Raw genomic sequence first — 17679 nt, 5'->3', positions numbered from 1 at the left:
CGACACATACCCTGTAGGAGCCGGGCTTGCCCGCGAATGGCCCCTCGACTATGACGCCACTCAATCGATGAGCTGAGCCTCGCGCAGCGCCCCAAGCGCCTCCAGCCACCGCGGTTCCTGGCGATAATCGGTCCGCGCAAACCCCTGTCCACGCATCCGCGCAATCCGCGACGATGGCGTCACCTTAAGACGCTGCGCCGCGCTCAGGGCCAGCTCCGCCGCCGCCCGGTCATTGCACACCAGCCCCATGTCGCAGCCGGCCGACAAGGCCGCCTCGATACGGCTCGCCGCATCCCCCACCACATGGGCACCGGCCATGGACAGGTCGTCACTGAAGATCACCCCGTCGAACTTCAGCTCACCGCGCAGAATCTCCTGCAACCAGCGCCGCGAGAAACAGGCGGGTTGCGCATCGACCTGTGGATAGATCACATGGGCCGGCATCACCGCGGCCAGTTGCTGGCCCAGGCGGGCGAAAGGCACCAGGTCACGGGCGCGAATGGTCTCCAGGCTGCGCTCGTCGACCGGAATCGCCACATGGGAATCCGCCTCGGCCCAACCGTGCCCGGGGAAATGCTTGCCGGTCGCCGCCATGCCGGCTGCCTTCATCCCGCGAATGAACGCCCCGGCGAGTTGGGCCGCACGCTCGGGATCGCCCTCGAAGGAACGGCTGCCGACCACCGCACTGCGCTGATGATCCAGGTCGAGCACCGGGGCAAAACTCAGATCGAGCCCAACCGCCAGCACCTCCGTCGCCATCAGCCAGCCACAGTGCTCGGCCAGGCGCTCGGCATTCGGGTTATCGGCAATCGCCCGCATCGCCGGCAGGCGCACGAAGCCCTGGCGCAAACGCTGCACCCGCCCACCCTCCTGGTCGACGGCGAGCAGCAGGTCCGGGCGAATCGCGCGGATCGCCGTGCTCAGCTCACGAACCTGGCGCGGGCTCTCGATGTTGCGCGCGAAAATGATCAGCCCGCCCACTTGCGGCTGGCGCAACAACTGGCGATCTTCGGCCGTCAGCCAGGTGCCGGCGATATCGACCATCAGGGAGCCTTGCAGGGCAGTACTCATAGGAAATCCTTGTGAAGAAAAGCCAGGCGCGTAAACGCCCTGCCGCGGAGGGCATCCGGCAGATGAACGGGAAAAAGGAAAAGAGGGGGAGGAAAGGAATCGCGCATGGGCGGCAAGCTTAGCCGATCAAGGCCAGCGCGCCCACCCGAATGCGTCAGGCCTTGACGACAGGTGCCGCCGACTTGCTGCGTGGACGCAATTGTGCCGCAGCCATGGCCTCGTCGGTCACGCCGCTGTCGGCACGCATGCCGGCCGCCAGAAAGGGCACCATCAGGCGCATCACCGTCTCGATCGAGGTGTTGACGCCGAAGTCGGTCTCGGCGATCGCCCGCAACGCCTTGATCCCGGACATGCTGAAGGCGGCCGCACCGAGCATGAAGTGCACGCGCCAGAACAGCTCGATCGGTGGAATACGAGGGGCCGCTTCATTGACCAGCAGCATGTAGCGGCGAAACACCTTGCCGTACATGTCTTCCAGGTAACGTCGCAGGTGCCCCTGGCTCTGGCTGAAGGCCAGGCCCAGCAGGCGCATGAAGATCGACAGGTCGTTACCGCTGCGCGGCTGAACCACCAGGGCCTGTTCAACGAGGATTTCCAGCAGTTCTTCCAGGGTCGGCTTGACCTCCGGCTTGGCCTGGCGGCGCTCCAGCTCGCGATCGAGGCTGACACAGAACGGCCCGAGGAAACGCGAGAAGACCGCCTGGATCAGGGCCTTTTTCGAGCCGAAATGGTAGTTCACCGCCGCCAGGTTGACCCCTGCCTTGCTGGTGATCAATCGCAACGAGGTCTCGGCGAAACCTTTTTCCGCGAACAATTGCTCGGCAGCATCGAGAATGCGTTCAACGGTTTCCGACTGGGCCATGGCTACTCCGCCTGACAAACACTTGTTTGAAACATACGTTTCAGCCCACGGAATGTCAAGTCTGCCGGTCCATTTCCGGCCAGTCAGTCAGGTATTAAATCATAGAACCGGCCACCTGTAGCAGCACGCTCACGATGGCGGCCGACACCCTCCCCGACAACCGTCCGGCGGCCACCGTGAAAAGGAGGATTGCCAAGCGCCTCCCACTGTATATAATTCCAGTCACTGTATAAAAAGACAGAGCCATCAAAATGCTAAAACTGACGCCCCGCCAAGCTGAGATTCTGGCTTTTATCAAACGCTGCCTGGATGACAACGGCTATCCGCCCACCCGTGCGGAAATCGCCCAGGAACTGGGCTTCAAGTCGCCGAACGCGGCCGAGGAGCACCTCAAGGCCCTGGCCCGCAAGGGCGCGATCGAAATGACGCCGGGCGCCTCACGGGGCATTCGCATTCCCGGCTTCGAAGCCAAGGTCGACGAATCCACCCTGCCGATCATCGGTCGCGTCGCCGCCGGTGCGCCCATCCTCGCCGAGCAGCATGTCGAGGAATCCTGCAACATCAACCCGACCTTCTTCCACCCCCGGGCCGACTACCTGCTGCGCGTTCACGGCATGAGCATGAAGGACGTCGGCATCTTCGACGGCGATCTGCTGGCCGTACACACCTGCCGCGAGGCCCGCAACGGCCAGATCGTGGTGGCGCGCATCGGCGAGGAAGTCACCGTCAAACGCTTCAAGCGCGAAGGCAGCAAGGTCTGGCTGCTGGCGGAAAACCCCGAATTCGCCCCTATCGAAGTCAACCTGAAAGAGCAGGACTTCGTCATCGAAGGTTTGAGCGTCGGCGTCATTCGCCGCTGAAGGAGGCGTCATGCAATTCCAGACTCCACAACACGCCCAGTTGCCCCTGTTCGAAGCGTTCATGATGCAGCCGCTGGCCCCCGTCCTGAAGGACGTGGTCGAAACACCCTGGAGCACCGAGCCCGAGGCCTTCAGCGAATTATCGCTGCGCGGTGGGAATTGCCTGAGCCTGCTGGCTCCTATCCTGCGCGAACTGAGCCAGGACCAGGATGCCCGCTGGCTCACCCTGATCGCCCCGCCCGCCAGTGTCACCCAGGCCTGGCTGCGGGAAGCCGGGCTGAACCGCGAGCGGATTCTGCTGCTGCAGCCCGGCAGCGCACAGAACGCCCAGCAACTGGCTTGCGAAGCCTTGCGCCTGGGGCGCAGCCACACCGTGGTGAGTTGGTTGAACCCGCTGAACAGCAGCGCTCGTCAGCAACTGATCAACGCCGCGCGCAAGGGCGACGCACAGAGCCTGAATATTCGCCTGGGTTGAAGTGGACTTGAAGCGGGGCCAGGGACAGCCAGGAAAGCCAGGCAGGCTCTTTGTACCTACCCACAAGGCTTCTCCAGGGCAGAGAAGCCGATCAGGACCAACGACTCGTTACCGATAGGTGCCCGAGCCAGGCATGAGCGCTACTCAGTGAAGAACCCGCGGGCCGTCGTCTTCTTTCTCGAGTTCGCCTTCCACCAGACGCCCCGCCATCTGCACGCCAACACTCAGCATGGCCTTGGCCACTTCGACATGCTGGCCCTGCAGGAAAGCCTTGGCATCTTCGGAGAAGTTCAGGGTGACCAGAGAACCTTCGTCCTCGGCGCGGCGCAGCTCGATACGGCCGTCCGGCAGCTCGACAATTTCTAGAAAGGACGTAGGCATAAAAGTCTGTTCTCCACGAAAGGCTGGTGGCCTGTAGGGTCAATTCGGATGGATGCACGCGAATTCAGCCAATAGGCCACTAATATCATACCAGTCATTCATGGCAACTCGCTCAAGATCTCAACAGCTTTCGTTACCGCCTGATGAACAACTGACAGACGGAACCTACATCCTGAGCGTGCGAATCAGCACTCGCTCAGCCCGTCACGGAAGCGAATCGCCAGGGCCTTGAGGTTCTGCCGCCAGCTTTCCAGCTCCTCGCGTCCCAACTCCGGCGCGGCCTCCTCGTCCAGACTGACCGCCTCGATCAACGGCTGCAACACGTCACCCTTGGGCTTTCTTGGCGCCTGGGGCGGCAGGTAGAGCGCAGAGTGGGCAGCGATCAGTCGTGCCAGCCAGCTTTGCGGGCTGTGGGCCAGCTCCACCAGCTCGGCCATTTCCGGAATGGCGATGGATTCCAGCACCTCCCGGGTCAGCAACAGCTCGGCGCGCGGGGCACTGGCCTGGGGCAGGCGGTAGAAGCCGGCGATCTCATGGCACAGCCCGAGCAAGGCGCCGTAGAGATGGAATACCGCGGCTTCGCGCTCGGCCTGGGTCAGCGCCAGCGCGTTCATCGCCCGGCTCTCCTCGGCCTTGCCCAGGGCTTCCAGAGCGAGGCCGGCGTAGAAGATCTTCTGGTTGGTACGGGTATAGAGTTCGTTGGCCATGATGGCGCACTCCCAAAAAGAGATCACACAGGCCCTTCCGGCAGGAGCCGGGCTTGCCCGCGAATGCGCCTTCAAGGACGCCAGAAGCTTCGCGGGCAAGCCCGGCTCCTACAGGGAGGGAGCACCGGGTTTTGCATCAGGCCCGGCCCTGCGCGGGCCAGGGCCTCAACCGACAACCGGGTCAGGCGCCCTGACGCTTGTCTTCCACCTTCCACTTGCCACTGTCGTAGAACGCCTTCCAGCCGGTCGGCTTGCCGTCGACCTCGCTCTGCACGTACTGCTCCTTGGTCTTGCGGCTGTAGCGGATGACCGCCGGACGACCGTCCGGGTCCTTCTGCGGCGCTTCGCAGAGGAAGTGGTACTTCGGATCGATCTCAGCCTTGTGCGGGACGATCTCGAGCACCAGCGGCGCACGGGTCTCGCGGTTTTTCGGGAACTGGCTCGCCGCCAGGAACAGGCCCGAAGCACCATCACGCAGGATATAGGTGTCGTCGACCTTCTCGCACTTGAGCTCCGGCATCTTCACCGGGTCCATCTTCGGCGGCGCCGCATCGCCGCTCCTGAGCAACTTGCGGGTGTTCTTGCAGGTCGGGTTGGTGCAACCGAAGAACTTGCCGAAACGGCCGGTCTTGAGCTGCATCTCGCTGCCGCACTTGTCGCACTCCAGGCTCGGCCCTTCGTAGCCCTTGATCCGGTAGTTGCCCTCCTCGATCTCGTAGCCGGCGCAATCCGGGTTGTTGCCACAAATGTGCAGCTTGCGCTTCTCGTCCAGCAGGTAGGCATCCATCGCCGTGCTGCAGATCGGGCAACGATGCTTGCCGCGCAGCACCAGGGACTCCGACTCGCCCTCGTCGTCCGCGGCGATCTCGTCACCCGGGACCAGGTTCACGGTGGCCTTGCAACGCTCTTTCGGCGGCAGACTGTAGCCCGAGCAACCGAGGAACACGCCGGTCGAGGCGGTACGGATCTGCATTGGCCGACCGCAGGTCTGGCATGGGATATCGGTCATCACCGGCTGGTTGGCGCGCATGCCGTTTTCCGCGCCCTCGGCCACTTCGAGCTTCTTCTTGAAGTCGCCGTAGAACTCGTCGAGCACGTTCTTCCAGTCGCGCTCGCCCTGGGCCACGTCATCGAGGTTCTCCTCCATGTCCGCGGTGAAACCGTAGTCCATCAGGTTCGCAAAGCTTTCGGCCAGGCGCTCGGTGACGATGTCGCCCATCTTCTCGGAATAGAAGCGACGGTTGTGCAGCGCCACGTAGCCGCGGTCCTGGATGGTGGAAATGATCGCCGCATAGGTCGAAGGACGACCGATGCCGCGCTTTTCCATTTCCTTGACCAGGCTGGCCTCGGAATAACGCGCCGGCGGCTTGGTGAAGTGCTGGCTCGGATCGAGCTGGATCAGCTTCAGCACCTCGCCCTGGGCCATGTCCGGCAGGACGTCGTCGTCGCCCGGCTTGCTCAATTGTGGCAGGACCCGGGTGTAGCCGTCGAACTTGAGGATACGGCCCTTGGCACGCAGCTCGAAGTCGCCGGCGGCGACGCTGACGGTGGTCGACAGGTACTGCGCCGGCAGCATCTGACAGGCCACGAACTGGCGCCAGATCAGCTCGTACAGGCGCTCGGCGTCACGCTCCATGCCCGACAGCTTGCTTGGATCGGTATTGACGTCGGAAGGCCGGATCGCCTCGTGCGCCTCCTGGGCGCCTTCCTTGCTGCTGTAGACGTTGGGGGCGGACGGCAGGTATTTCGCGCCGAATTCGCTCTCGATATAGGTCCGCGCCATCGCCACGGCGTCGGCCGAGAGATTGGTCGAGTCGGTACGCATATAGGTGATGTAGCCGGCTTCGTAGAGACGCTGGGCCATCATCATGGTCTTCTTCACCCCGAAGCCCAGGCGGTTGCTCGCCGCCTGCTGCAGGGTGGACGTAATGAACGGTGCCGACGGCTTGCTGCTGGTCGGCTTGTCCTCGCGCTTGGCGATTGTGTAGGCAGACGCCTTGAGCTTCTCCAACGCGGCCATGGCCTGGGCTTCGTTCAGCGGCTTGAAGGCCTCGCCGTTCTCGCGAGCCACTTCGAAGCGCACCTTGGCACCCTTGCCCGTGCCGAGGTCGGCATGCACTTCCCAGTACTCTTCGGGGATGAACGCACGGATCTCGCGCTCGCGCTCGACCACCAGCTTCACCGCCACCGATTGCACACGGCCGGCGGACAGGCCACGGGCGATCTTCGCCCACAGCAGCGGCGAGACCATGTAGCCGACCACGCGGTCGAGGAAGCGTCGCGCCTGCTGGGCGTTGACGCGGTCGATATCCAGCTCGCCCGGCGCCGAGAAGGCCTCCTGGATCGCCTTCTTGGTGATTTCGTTGAACACCACGCGCTTGTAGCGGCTGTCATCACCACCGATGGCTTCGCGCAGGTGCCAGGCAATGGCTTCCCCCTCGCGGTCCAAGTCGGTTGCGAGATAGATGGTGTCGGCATCCTTGGCGAGGCGGCGCAGTTCCTCGATCACCTTCTCCTTGCCGGGAAGGATCTCGTAGCGGGCCTTCCAGCCGTGGTCCGGGTCGACGCCCATGCGCGCCACCAGTTGCTTGCGCGCCTTCTCTTTCGCCGAGAGCGCAGGCGCCTCGCCGGCAGCGGCCTTGCCGCGCTTGGCGGCAGGCTCCTTGACGGCACTGGCCGAACCGCTGGTGGGCAGGTCTCGGATATGGCCGATACTCGACTTCACCACGTACTGGGTTCCCAGATACTTGTTGATGGTCTTGGCCTTAGCCGGGGATTCCACAATGACCAGCGATTTGCCCATGGATCGGAAAATTCCTGAATGCTAGAAGTGAGAGCGCAGCCCGCGCCTGGCGCGGCACCGCTATATATAGTGGCAACAAGGTGAGGTCAAGCACAGGGTGCTGCGCGACCAGCCCTCAAGCCCTGGAAAAAATACTCGGCTCGGCCTGCACCAAAGCAAAGCGTGGTACCCGTTCGCCGTCAACCTCGACCGACTCCAGGAACATGCTCAAGGGGCGTACCCAGAAACCGTATTCGCCATACAGCGCCTGGTAGAACACCACTTCCTCCTCGGTCTCGGAATGCCGTGCCACACTGAAAACGCGGTACTGCGGTCCCTTGTAGTGCTGATAGAGCCCGGGTTGCAAAGTCATGTATCGGCCCTCTTACAAAATAAAATAAAAAAAATCGGAAAAACAAAAACCGGGGCACCAGGCCCCGGTTTCCGTCATCGAAACGCTTAGACGCGTTCGAAGACGGTGGCAATGCCCTGGCCGAGGCCGATGCACATGGTGGACACCCCGAAAGTCCCGCCGTTCTGTTTCATCACGTTCAGCAGGGTGCCGGAAATCCGTGCACCGGAGCAACCGAACGGGTGACCCAGGGCGATGGCACCGCCGTGCAGGTTAACCTTCTCGTCCATCTTGTCGAGCACTTTCAGGTCCTTCAGCACTGGCAGGGCCTGTGCGGCGAAGGCTTCGTTGAGCTCGATGAAGTCGATGTCGGTGATCGACAGACCGGCACGCTTGAGCGCCTTCTGGGTCGCCGGCACCGGACCATAACCCATGATCGCCGGATCGACACCGGCCACCGCCATCGAACGGATCACCGCCAGTGGCTGGATACCGAGGTCCTGGGCGCGCTGCGCCGACATCACGATCATGCACGAGGCACCATCGGTGATCTGCGACGACGTACCCGCAGTCACGGTACCGCCCTTGGGGTTGAACGCCGGCTTCAACGCCGCCAGGCTTTCCAGGTTGGTTTCCGGGCGAATGGTCTCGTCGTAGTCGAAGACCTTCAGGAAGCCGGCCTCGTCATAACCCTGCATCGGGATGATCTCGTCCTTGAACTTGCCTTCCACGGTCGCCTTGTGGGCGAGCTGGTGGGAGCGCACGCCAAAGGCGTCCTGTGCTTCACGGGTGATGCCGTGCATCTTGCCGAGCATCTCGGCGGTCAGGCCCATCATGCCCGAGGCTTTCGCCGCGTACAGCGACAGGTGCGGGTTCGGGTCGACACCGTGCATCATGCCGACATGGCCCATATGCTCGACGCCGCCAACGACGAAAACGTCACCATTGCCGGTCATGATCGCCTGGGCGGCGGTGTGCAGCGCGCTCATCGACGAACCACACAGGCGGCTGACGGTCTGGCCGGCCGCGGTGTGCGGGATCTGGGTCATCAGCGAGGCCATGCGCGCGATGTTCCAGCCCTGCTCCAGGGTCTGGTTGACGCAGCCCCAGATCACATCCTCGACCTCGTTCGGGTCGACCTTGGTGTTGCGCTCCAGCAGCTTGCTGATCAGGTGCGCGGACATGTCCTCGGCACGGGTGTTGCGGTGCATGCCGCCCTTGGAGCGGCCCATCGGAGTACGACCGAAGTCGACAATCACGACGTCTCTAGGATTCAAGCTCATATAGTTCACTCTCGCTCTAGTGTGGGCGCTTAACCGAAGAACCGCTGGCCGTTCCTGGCCATTTCACGCAGCTTCGCGGTCGGGTGGTACAGCGCGCCCAGATCGGCGTACTGGTCAGCCAGGGCAACGAACTCGGCCACACCGATCGAGTCGATGTAGCGCAGCGCACCGCCACGGAAGGGAGGGAAACCGATGCCGTAGACCAGGCCCATGTCAGCCTCGGCGGCGGTGGCGACGATACCGTCCTCCAGGCAGCGCACGGTTTCCAGGCACAGCGGGATCATCATCCAGTTGATGATGTCCTCGTCGGTCACTTCACGCTGCTCGTAAACGATCGGCTTGAGCACTTCCAGCACCGACGGGTCGGCGACCTTCTTCTGCTTGCCGCGCTTGTCGGTCTCGTAGGCGTAGAAGCCCTTGCCGTTCTTCTGGCCCAGGCGCTTGGCGTCGTACAGTGCGTCGACAGCCGAACGACGATCGTCCTTCATGCGATCCGGGAAGCCCTCGGCCATGACGTCGCGACCGTGGTGACCGGTATCGATACCGACCACGTCCATCAGGTACGCCGGGCCCATCGGCCAGCCGAACTTCTCCATGATCTTGTCGATACGGACGAAGTCCACGCCGGCGCTGACCAGCTTGGCGAAACCGCCGAAGTACGGGAACAGGATACGGTTGACCAGAAAGCCCGGGCAGTCGTTGACCACGATCGGGTTTTTGCCCATCTTCTTGGCATAGGCCACGGTGGTGGCGATCGCCTGTTCGCTGGACTTCTCGCCACGGATCACTTCCACCAGCGGCATCATGTGCACCGGGTTGAAGAAGTGCATGCCGACGAAGTTTTCCGGACGCTTGAGGGCCTTGGCCAGCAGGCTGATGGAGATGGTCGAGGTGTTGGACGCCAGTACGGCATCTTCCTTGACCTGGGCTTCCACTTCAGCCAGCACCGCCTGCTTGACCTTCGGGTTCTCGACGACCGCTTCGACCACCAGGTCGACGTGGCCGAAGTCACCGTAGGACAGGGTCGGACGGATGCCATTGAGCACCTCGGCCATCTTCGCCGCGGTCATGCGGCCTTTCTCGACACGGCTGACCAGCAGCTTGGCGGCTTCGGCCAGGCCCTGCTCGATACCGTGCTCGTTGATGTCCTTCATCAGGATCGGCGTGCCCTTGGACGCCGACTGGTAGGCGATACCGCCCCCCATGATGCCGGCGCCGAGTACGGCGGCCTGCTTCACGTCCTGGGCGATTTCGTCGTAGGCCTTGGCCTTCTTCTTCAGTTCCTGGTCGTTGAGGAACAGGCCGATCAGGCTCTCGGCCGCCGAGGTCTTGGCCAGTTTCACGAAGCCCGCGGCTTCGATTTCCAGAGCCTTGTCGCGACCGAAGTTGGCGGCCTTCTGGATGGTCTTGATCGCCTCGACCGGTGCCGGGTAGTTCGGGCCAGCCTGGCCAGCGACAAAGCCCTTGGCGGTTTCGAAGGCCATCATCTGCTCGATGGCGTTGAGCTTGAGCTTGTCCAGCTTCGGCTGGCGCTTGGCCTTGTAGTCGATCTCGCCGGAAATGGCGCGCTTGACCAGGTCCAGGGCGGCCTGCTGCAGTTGCTCAGGCGCCACCACGGCATCGACGGCGCCGACTTTCAGGGCGTCTTCGGCACGGTTTTCCTTGCCGGCGGCGATCCACTCGATGGCATTGTCCACACCGATCAGGCGTGGCAGGCGCACGGTACCGCCAAAGCCCGGGTAGATGCCCAGCTTGACTTCCGGCAGACCGATCTTGGCGCTGCCGGACATGACCCGCAGGTCCGCGGCCAGGCACATTTCCAGACCGCCGCCCAGGGCGATGCCGTTGATCGCGGCCACGGTCGGAACGGCCAGGTCTTCGAAATCGCTGAAGATCCTGTTGGCTTCGAGGTTACCGGCCACGAGCTCGGCATCGGGCAACTTGAAGTTGTCGACGAATTCGGTGATGTCGGCGCCGACGATGAACACGTCCTTGCCGCTGCTGACGATCACACCCTTGACCGAGGCATCGGCCTTGATGGTGTCCACCGCCTGACGCAGTTCGTTCAGGGTGAGACGGTTGAACTTGTTGACGGACTCACCCTTGAGATCGAACTTGAGTTCGACGATGCCACTTTCAAGAGCCTTAACCGTGATGGCTTTACCTTCGTAAATCATCAACTGATCTCCACGATATGGAAGCTGAACAGTACACGTCGGTCGCTAACTTCCGGCCCGCATTGACGTCACCGTCACTGCCACGCCCAGCCGCCAGGCACACCCGCCGACGCGATAGTCGGGATTCTGTAAGAGCCGTCTGTCAGACAAACGCTCAATTCATACGCCCGTTTGATTTGGGTGTGGACACCTTCACGGAATTCGCGGCAATTGTCAATTGCCGAAAACACCCCGAAAAATACGACTTTCCGGTCACTTTCCAGGCGCGCAGGTGCCGCCGCAGCCGGCCTGATGAAGCTTCATTCATGAAATCAATAACAGGCGAAGCGACCAGATCAGGCATAAAACCAGGAACGGGCCTACCAGACTCCAAGAAAGAGCCTAGTGGAAAATATGGACACTTTTTATGAAGGGAAGGTGCCAGAGCGGTTGGGCCGATGAACTGCCCCTGTCGGTCAGGCCAGCGCCTTGAGCACGGCGGCGATGTCCTGGAGCACCTGCGCGTCACCACGCTCGCCCCAGCAGAGCGCGATCATCTGTGCATCCGCCTCGACCTTGTAGACATTGGCCGGCAACGTCCGCAAATGCGCCAGCAGCGCCTCGTCCGTGAGCACTTCCCGCCACCGGTTGAGCCAGACACCCGGCTCGCCCTGCCAGTAACACCAGCATTGCGGCGCCTTGCCGCGTCGCGGCCGATGGTATTGCGCACACGGGCTAGGCGGCTGCGGGGACAGCCAGTGCGGCCACTCCTGAGGCGCCAGCTGCATGCCCAGGCCGATACGGCGCGCTTCCATGCGCAGGGCCATCCGATCGCTCTGGCGGCGCGACGGACGCAACCATGCCAGAGGACTGAGAACCACCGCCAGGATTGACACCACTATCCAGACCGTCATATCTCTACTCCCCGAAGATTATTCATGAGCGATTGATTCAGGGCAGAACCAATCAGCTTGAAACGAGCCATAATCAATACAATTGCGATCCTCAGGAGGTGCCTGCAATGCCCTACAACCACATTCTGGTTGCCGTCGACCTGACGGAAGAGTGCGACCCGGTCATTCATCGCGCACGTGAACTGTCGGTCAGCAACAACGCCAAGCTCTCGCTGGTCCATATCGTCGAGCCCATGGCCATGGCCTTTGGCGGCGACGTCCCGATGGACCTGTCTCAATTGCAGCAACAGCAGTTCGACCAGGCCAAGGAGCGCCTGGAGCGGCTGATCAACAAGTACCCCGAGATCTCGAAAGACACCTGCCACCTGACCTACGGCCAACCGCGCCAGGAAATCCATCACCTGGCCAAGGAGCAGCACTGCGACCTGGTGGTGGTCGGCAGCCACGGCCGCCACGGCCTGGCCCTGCTGCTCGGCTCCACAGCCAACGACGTGCTCCACGGCGCCCCCTGTGACGTCCTCGCCGTGCGCCTGCAGAACAAGGGCTGAACCCCGACACCCTTTGACAGGCACCCAAACCCCGTGGGAGCGGACTTGCCCGCGAAGCAGGCAACACAGTGCAACTGATTCCCCGCGAAAGGCCATTCGCGGGGAATCAGCCCCACAAGGGCGACGCCCGGCAAGCCACGGGGCAGAAACGGCTCCTGCAAAAAGCCCGGCCTCACCTGATGAAGCCGGGCTTTTTTATCCCCTCACGATCAATCAGGCATCCAGCTCGGCCCAGCGCTCGACCATCGCATCCAGTTCGGTCTGCAGCGTTTCCAGCCTGGCCAGCACGGCGGTCGTTTCGGCAACCGGGCGCTGATAGAACCCCGCCTCGGCCATCTCGGCCTGCACGGCGGCGATTTCCTGCTCCTTGGCATCGATCTCGCCCGGCAGAGCTTCCAGCTCGCGCTGCAGCTTGTAGCTGAGCTTCTTCTTCGCCGCTGGCGCTTCGACCACCGGCGCCACCTGCGCAGGGGGCGCCGTGACGATCGCCGACTCAAGCTCGGCCTTGCCGGACTTGCTCTCGGTCACGCCCAGCAAACGTGGCGAACCGCCCTGGCGCAGCCAGTCCTGATAGCCGCCGACGTACTCGCGAACCTTACCCTCGCCTTCGAACACCAGGGTGCTGGTCACCACGTTGTCGAGGAAGGCCCGGTCGTGGCTGACCATCAGCACGGTGCCCTGGAAGGTCAACAGCACTTCTTCCAGCAGCTCGAGGGTTTCCACATCGAGGTCGTTGGTCGGCTCGTCGAGCACCAGCAGGTTGGCCGGCTTGCTGAACAGCTTGGCCAGCAGCAACCGCGCCCGCTCGCCACCGGACAGCGCCTTGACCGGCGTGCGCGCCCGCTGCGGGCTGAACAGGAAATCGCCGAGGTAACTGAGCACATGGCGGCTCTGGCCATCGATCTCGATGAAGTCACGACCTTCGGCGACGTTGTCGACCACGGTCTTTTCCAGGTCCAGCTGATGGCGCAACTGGTCGAAATAGGCCACCTCGATGCGGGTGCCCTCCTCGACCTTGCCGCTGGTCGGTACCAGACCGCCGAGCATCAGCTTCAGCAGCGTGGTCTTGCCGGTGCCGTTGGCCCCGAGCAGGCCGATACGGTCGCCACGCTGCAGGACCATGGAGAAATCCTTGACCAGGAACGGGCCGTCCGGATGGGCGAAGCTGATGTTGTCGAGCACCATCACCTGCTTGCCGGACTTCTCCGCGGCTTCCAGCTGGATGTTCGCCTTGCCGGTGCGCTCGCGCCGTTCGCTGCGCTCGACGCGCAGTGCCTTCAACGCACGGACGCGGCCTTCGTTACGGGTACGCCGGGCCTTGATGCCCTGGCGGATCCACACCTCTTCCTGGGCCAGGCGCTTGTCGAACAGCGCGTTGGCAGTCTCCTCGGCCGCCAGCATGGCTTCCTTGTGCACCAGGAAGCTGGCGTAGTCGCCGTTCCAGTCGATCAACCCGCCGCGGTCCAGTTCGAGAATACGGGTGGCCAGGCTCTGCAGGAAGGAACGGTCGTGGGTGATGAAGAGCACCGCGCCCTGGAATTCCTTGAGGGCATCTTCCAGCCAGGCAATCGCGCCGATATCCAGGTGGTTGGTCGGCTCGTCGAGCAGCAGCAGGTCCGGCTCGGCCACCAGCGCCTGGGCCAGCAGCACGCGACGACGCCAGCCACCGGACAGCTCGGCCAGGGTCTTGTCGGCCGGCAACTGCAGACGGCTCAGGGTGCTTTCGACCAGGGTCTGCAGGCGCCAGCCATCGCGGGCCTCGAGGTCATGCTGGACACGCATCAGCTTGTCCAGGTCGGCATCGGTGACGATGTTCTGGCTCAGGTGATGATACTGCGCCAGCAACTCCCCTACGCCGTCCAGCCCCTGGGCGACGACGTCGAACACGGTACGCTCGTCGGCCACCGGCAGTTCCTGCGGCAGTTCGCCGATCTTGAGCGCAGGCGCGCGCCAGACGGAGCCGTCGTCGGGCTTCTGGTCGCCCTTGACCAGCTTCAACATGCTGGACTTGCCTGTGCCGTTGCGGCCGATGATGCACACCCGCTCACCACGGGCGATCTGCCAGGACACCTTGTCCAACAACGGCATGGCGCCGAAAGCAAGGGACACATCGCTGAATTTGAGCAGGGTCATGAGCTTCTCCAAAAACCGGGCGCGCATTCTACCCGATGTTGAGCGGCGAGGCGGCCGCGATTTTCGCCAGCGGTCGAAGCCCGCGTCGCCTGCCACATGACATTTGGTATCAAGTTGCGTACACGAGGCCGGCAAAACTTTCGCCCCCGCCGGCAAAAGGCTAAGCTACCCGACAATCAGTACCGGCCTTGCGGCCTGTGCTTGTCCGTTTTTTTGCCCGGAAGTCTCATGCGCAGCCGTCTTTTCAACTTCTTATCGTGTCTGCTTCTTTCCACCTGCGCCGTCCAAGCTGCACAGGCCGTCGACCTCGCCCAGCAACGTCAACTCTACGATGACGCCAAGCGCGCCCTGGCCAAGGGCGATTCAGGCCCGTATTTCCAATACCGCAGCGCCCTGCAGAGCTACCCGCTGGAGCCCTACCTGGCCTACGACGAACTGACCGCGCGACTGAAGACCGCCAGCAACGCCGAGATCGAGCAGTTCCTCGCCGAGCACGGCGACCTGCCCCAGGCCAACTGGATGAAGCTGCGCTGGTTGCGCTGGCTGGCCGAACGTGGCGACTGGGCCCCCTTCGTCAAGTACTACGACCCCAAGCTGAACTTCACCGAGCTGGACTGCCTCAACGGCCAGTACCAGCTCAGCCACAACCTGCGCGCCGAAGGCTTCGCCACTGCGGAAAAGCTCTGGCTGACCGGCAAGACCCAGCCCAGCGCCTGTGATGCCCTCTTCGACAGTTGGGCCGCGCAGGGCCAACTGACCGAACAGAAGCGCTGGCAACGCGTCAAGCTGGCCGCCGAGGCCCGCAACTACGGTCTGGCCACGGCCCTGGTGAAAGGCCTGAACACCCTCGGCCCACAGGGCCGGCTGATGATCGAGGTGGCGCAGAAACCCGATCTGCTGAGCCAGCCGGCGCGTTTCGTACCCGCGGACGAGGCGATGTCCGACGTGGTCGGTCTGGGTCTGCGCCGACTGGCACGCCAGGACCCGGACAAGGCCATGGCGCTGCTCGACGGTTATGCCACGAGCATGCACTTCTCCCGTGACGAGAAAGTGTCCATCGCCCGCGAGATCGGCCTGACCCTGGCCCGCCGCTATGACGGCCGCGCCCTGGAAATCATGACCCAGTACGACCCGGAATTGCGCGACAACACCGTCACCGAATGGCGCCTGCGCCTGCTGCTGCGCCTGGGCCGCTGGGAAGAGGCCTACCAGTTGACCCGCCGCCTGCCGCAGGACCTGGCCAGCACCAACCGCTGGCGCTACTGGCAGGCCCGCAGCCTGGAACTGGCCCAGCCGCAGAACCCGCAGGCGCAGGTACTGCTCAAGAACGTCGCCCGCGAGCGTGACTTCTATGGCTTCCTCGCCGCCGATCGCTCGCAGACCCCTTACCAGTTGACCAACCGGCCACTGGTCCTCAGCCAGCAGTTGATCAACAAGGTCCGCAACACCCCGGGCGTGCGCCGTGCCCTGGAATTGCACGACCGCGGGCAGATCGTCGATGGCCGCCGCGAGTGGTACCACGCCAGCCGCCACCTCAGCCGCGACGAAATGGTCGCCCAGGCCAAGCTGGCCTACGACCTGAAGTGGTATTTCCCGGCGATCCGCACCATCAGCCAGGCGCAGTACTGGGATGACCTGGATATCCGTTTCCCCATGGCCCACCGCGACACCCTGGTCCGCGAGGCCAAGCTGCGCGGCCTGCATTCGAGCTGGGTGTTCGCGATCACCCGCCAGGAAAGCGCCTTCATGGATGATGCGCGCTCCAACGCCGGGCTACCGGCCTGATGCAACTGATGCCCGGCACCGCCAAGGAAACCGCGCGCAAGTTCAGCATCCCGCTGGCTTCGCCGCAGCAGGTGCTGGATCCGGACAAGAACGTTCAATTGGGCGCGGCCTACCTGAGCCAGGTGCACGGCCAGTTCAACGGCAACCGCGTACTGGCCACCGCCGCCTACAACGCGGGCCCGGGGCGGGTAAGGCAGTGGCTCAAGGGGGCGAACCACCTGAGCTTCGATGTCTGGGTGGAGAGCATTCCGTTCGACGAGACCCGCCAGTACGTGCAGAACGTGCTGTCCTACGCGGTGATCTACGGTCAGAAACTCAATGCGCCGCAGCCGCTGGTGGATTGGCACGAGCGGTTCTTCGACGATCAGTGATCCGTGGAACTTGAGCAGGGCTTGCCCACGAATGAGCCGGTAAGCCCGACACGAAACCCGGGCTCCACCGAGACTCGGTGGCTCACTCGAGAATCGTCACCGGCATTCCCACTTCCAGCCGCCCCACCCCGTCATTGACCAGGTTCTGCCCGAAAAACACATTCCCGTCCTTCTCCCGGTAGGTCTTGAGGGTAGTCAATGGCTCGCGGTCGGCGCTGCGCTCACCGGACTGCGGATCGATGGTGGTGAGGATGCAGCGCGAACACGGCTTGACCAGCCGAAACTCGATCTCGCCAATCCGGATCCGCTTCCACTGGTCCTCGGCAAACGCCTCGCTGCCCTCGATGACCAGATTCGGCCGAAACCGCAGCATCTCCAACGGGCGCCCGACCCGCCGGGACAGGTCCTCCAGCGACGCCTGTCCGATCAACAGCAAAGGAAAGCCATCGGCAAACGCCACACGGTCATCATCGCGACCATAACCGGCCTCGGTGCTGCGCGCCCGCTCCTGTGGCACATGGACCAGCCTTACCGGCTTGCCGATGAAGCCGCTCAACCAGGCCGCGGCTTCATCGCCGGCATCGGGCACCCGCAGGGTATCGTTCCAGATGGTCACGCCACGCAATTGCTCATCGGCGGCCGGCAACGCCACCTCCAGCGGCGCATGCCCCGGCGCGCTCAAGGTCAGCCCGCCCGCGGCACTCCACAGCGCCGACAACTGGCTCATGCCGGACACGGCACGCTGGGTCAGGAAGCGTCCGCTGGCCTCGTCCACGAGCATCCAGCGTCGATCCCCCGCCAGCCCCAACTCATCGAGCGAGGCATGAGACAAGTGTTCGCCCTTGGCAGACTTGAGTGGATAACGATACAGCGCGCTCAGACGCAACATGAGAACCGGCTCCGGGATAAAAGACCACGATATACGAGCCGTTCGCCCAATCAAAGGCAACGCAACGATAACAACGACCAGGGGCAGGCCTTGCACCTGCCCCCAGGTGC

At 63.3% G+C, this 17679-nt stretch carries 14 protein-coding genes and 1 pseudogene; 4 read left to right on the top strand and 11 right to left on the bottom strand.

The window, feature by feature from the left end; all coding sequences use genetic code 11:
- Nucleotides 1-60 precede the first annotated feature (60 nt).
- Together nagZ and psrA are read right to left on the bottom strand one after the other, a co-directional pair.
- Nucleotides 61-1059, bottom strand: coding sequence for a beta-N-acetylhexosaminidase (gene nagZ, locus ACZ5KU_RS09450; protein WP_464737395.1), 999 nt, complete (start codon nucleotides 1057-1059; stop codon nucleotides 61-63).
- A gap of 166 nt (nucleotides 1060-1225) precedes the next feature.
- Nucleotides 1226-1933: a transcriptional regulator PsrA gene (gene psrA, locus ACZ5KU_RS09445; RefSeq protein WP_054057091.1), complete on the bottom strand. Its 708-nt coding sequence runs from the start codon at nucleotides 1931-1933 to the stop codon at nucleotides 1226-1228.
- Between the two features lie 251 nt (nucleotides 1934-2184).
- On the opposite strand from psrA, the gene lexA reads away from it, so the two are divergent.
- Both lexA and sulA read left to right on the top strand, forming a co-directional pair.
- On the top strand, nucleotides 2185-2793 hold the full coding sequence (gene lexA, locus ACZ5KU_RS09440; protein WP_026145583.1) for a transcriptional repressor LexA: 609 nt from the start codon (nucleotides 2185-2187) through the stop codon (nucleotides 2791-2793).
- 10 nt (nucleotides 2794-2803) lie between these two features.
- Nucleotides 2804-3268: an SOS-induced cell division inhibitor SulA gene (sulA, locus tag ACZ5KU_RS09435; RefSeq protein ID WP_273824092.1), complete on the top strand. Its 465-nt coding sequence runs from the start codon at nucleotides 2804-2806 to the stop codon at nucleotides 3266-3268.
- A gap of 144 nt (nucleotides 3269-3412) precedes the next feature.
- On the opposite strand, the gene ACZ5KU_RS09430 is transcribed toward sulA, so the two are convergent.
- The 7 genes from ACZ5KU_RS09430 to ACZ5KU_RS09400 form a co-directional block, all read right to left on the bottom strand.
- Nucleotides 3413-3649: a hypothetical protein gene (locus ACZ5KU_RS09430; protein WP_054057089.1), complete on the bottom strand. Its 237-nt coding sequence runs from the start codon at nucleotides 3647-3649 to the stop codon at nucleotides 3413-3415.
- Nucleotides 3650-3834: 185 nt separating this feature from the next.
- Complete coding sequence (locus ACZ5KU_RS09425) at nucleotides 3835-4356, bottom strand: DUF6586 family protein (protein ID WP_054063880.1); 522 nt, start codon at nucleotides 4354-4356, stop codon at nucleotides 3835-3837.
- Nucleotides 4357-4537: 181 nt separating this feature from the next.
- Nucleotides 4538-7159 (bottom strand): type I DNA topoisomerase, encoded by a 2622-nt coding sequence (gene topA, locus ACZ5KU_RS09420; RefSeq protein ID WP_054057087.1) that lies wholly within the window; start codon nucleotides 7157-7159, stop codon nucleotides 4538-4540.
- A gap of 115 nt (nucleotides 7160-7274) precedes the next feature.
- Nucleotides 7275-7511: a DUF1653 domain-containing protein gene (locus tag ACZ5KU_RS09415; RefSeq protein WP_054057086.1), complete on the bottom strand. Its 237-nt coding sequence runs from the start codon at nucleotides 7509-7511 to the stop codon at nucleotides 7275-7277.
- A gap of 86 nt (nucleotides 7512-7597) precedes the next feature.
- Nucleotides 7598-8773: an acetyl-CoA C-acyltransferase FadA gene (gene fadA / locus ACZ5KU_RS09410; RefSeq protein WP_054057085.1), complete on the bottom strand. Its 1176-nt coding sequence runs from the start codon at nucleotides 8771-8773 to the stop codon at nucleotides 7598-7600.
- 29 nt (nucleotides 8774-8802) lie between these two features.
- Entirely contained in the window at nucleotides 8803-10950 is a 2148-nt protein-coding gene (gene fadB, locus ACZ5KU_RS09405; RefSeq protein WP_054057084.1) for a fatty acid oxidation complex subunit alpha FadB, read from the bottom strand.
- A 455-nt stretch (nucleotides 10951-11405) separates the two neighbouring features.
- Complete coding sequence (locus ACZ5KU_RS09400; RefSeq protein ID WP_054057083.1) at nucleotides 11406-11843, bottom strand: hypothetical protein; 438 nt, start codon at nucleotides 11841-11843, stop codon at nucleotides 11406-11408.
- A 107-nt stretch (nucleotides 11844-11950) separates the two neighbouring features.
- On the opposite strand from ACZ5KU_RS09400, the gene ACZ5KU_RS09395 reads away from it, so the two are divergent.
- Nucleotides 11951-12391, top strand: a complete 441-nt coding sequence (locus tag ACZ5KU_RS09395; protein ID WP_054057082.1) for a universal stress protein — start codon at nucleotides 11951-11953, stop codon at nucleotides 12389-12391.
- Nucleotides 12392-12604: 213 nt separating this feature from the next.
- On the opposite strand, the gene ACZ5KU_RS09390 is transcribed toward ACZ5KU_RS09395, so the two are convergent.
- Nucleotides 12605-14524 carry an ATP-binding cassette domain-containing protein gene (locus ACZ5KU_RS09390; protein ID WP_054057081.1) on the bottom strand — a complete coding sequence of 640 codons (1920 nt, stop codon included), beginning with the start codon at nucleotides 14522-14524 and terminating at the stop codon, nucleotides 12605-12607.
- Nucleotides 14525-14752: 228 nt separating this feature from the next.
- Here ACZ5KU_RS09390 and ACZ5KU_RS09385 point away from each other — a divergent pair.
- Nucleotides 14753-16680, top strand: a pseudogene (locus tag ACZ5KU_RS09385) (transglycosylase SLT domain-containing protein).
- An 82-nt stretch (nucleotides 16681-16762) separates the two neighbouring features.
- On the opposite strand, the gene ACZ5KU_RS09380 reads toward ACZ5KU_RS09385, so the two are convergent.
- Complete coding sequence (locus ACZ5KU_RS09380) at nucleotides 16763-17569, bottom strand: MOSC domain-containing protein (protein ID WP_054057079.1); 807 nt, start codon at nucleotides 17567-17569, stop codon at nucleotides 16763-16765.
- Nucleotides 17570-17679 lie beyond the last annotated feature (110 nt).

This window comes from Pseudomonas sp. Tof1 (assembly GCF_055390395.1).
The sequence above is the reverse complement of the archived record's forward strand: the minus strand, read 5'-3'. Positions and strand labels throughout refer to the sequence as shown.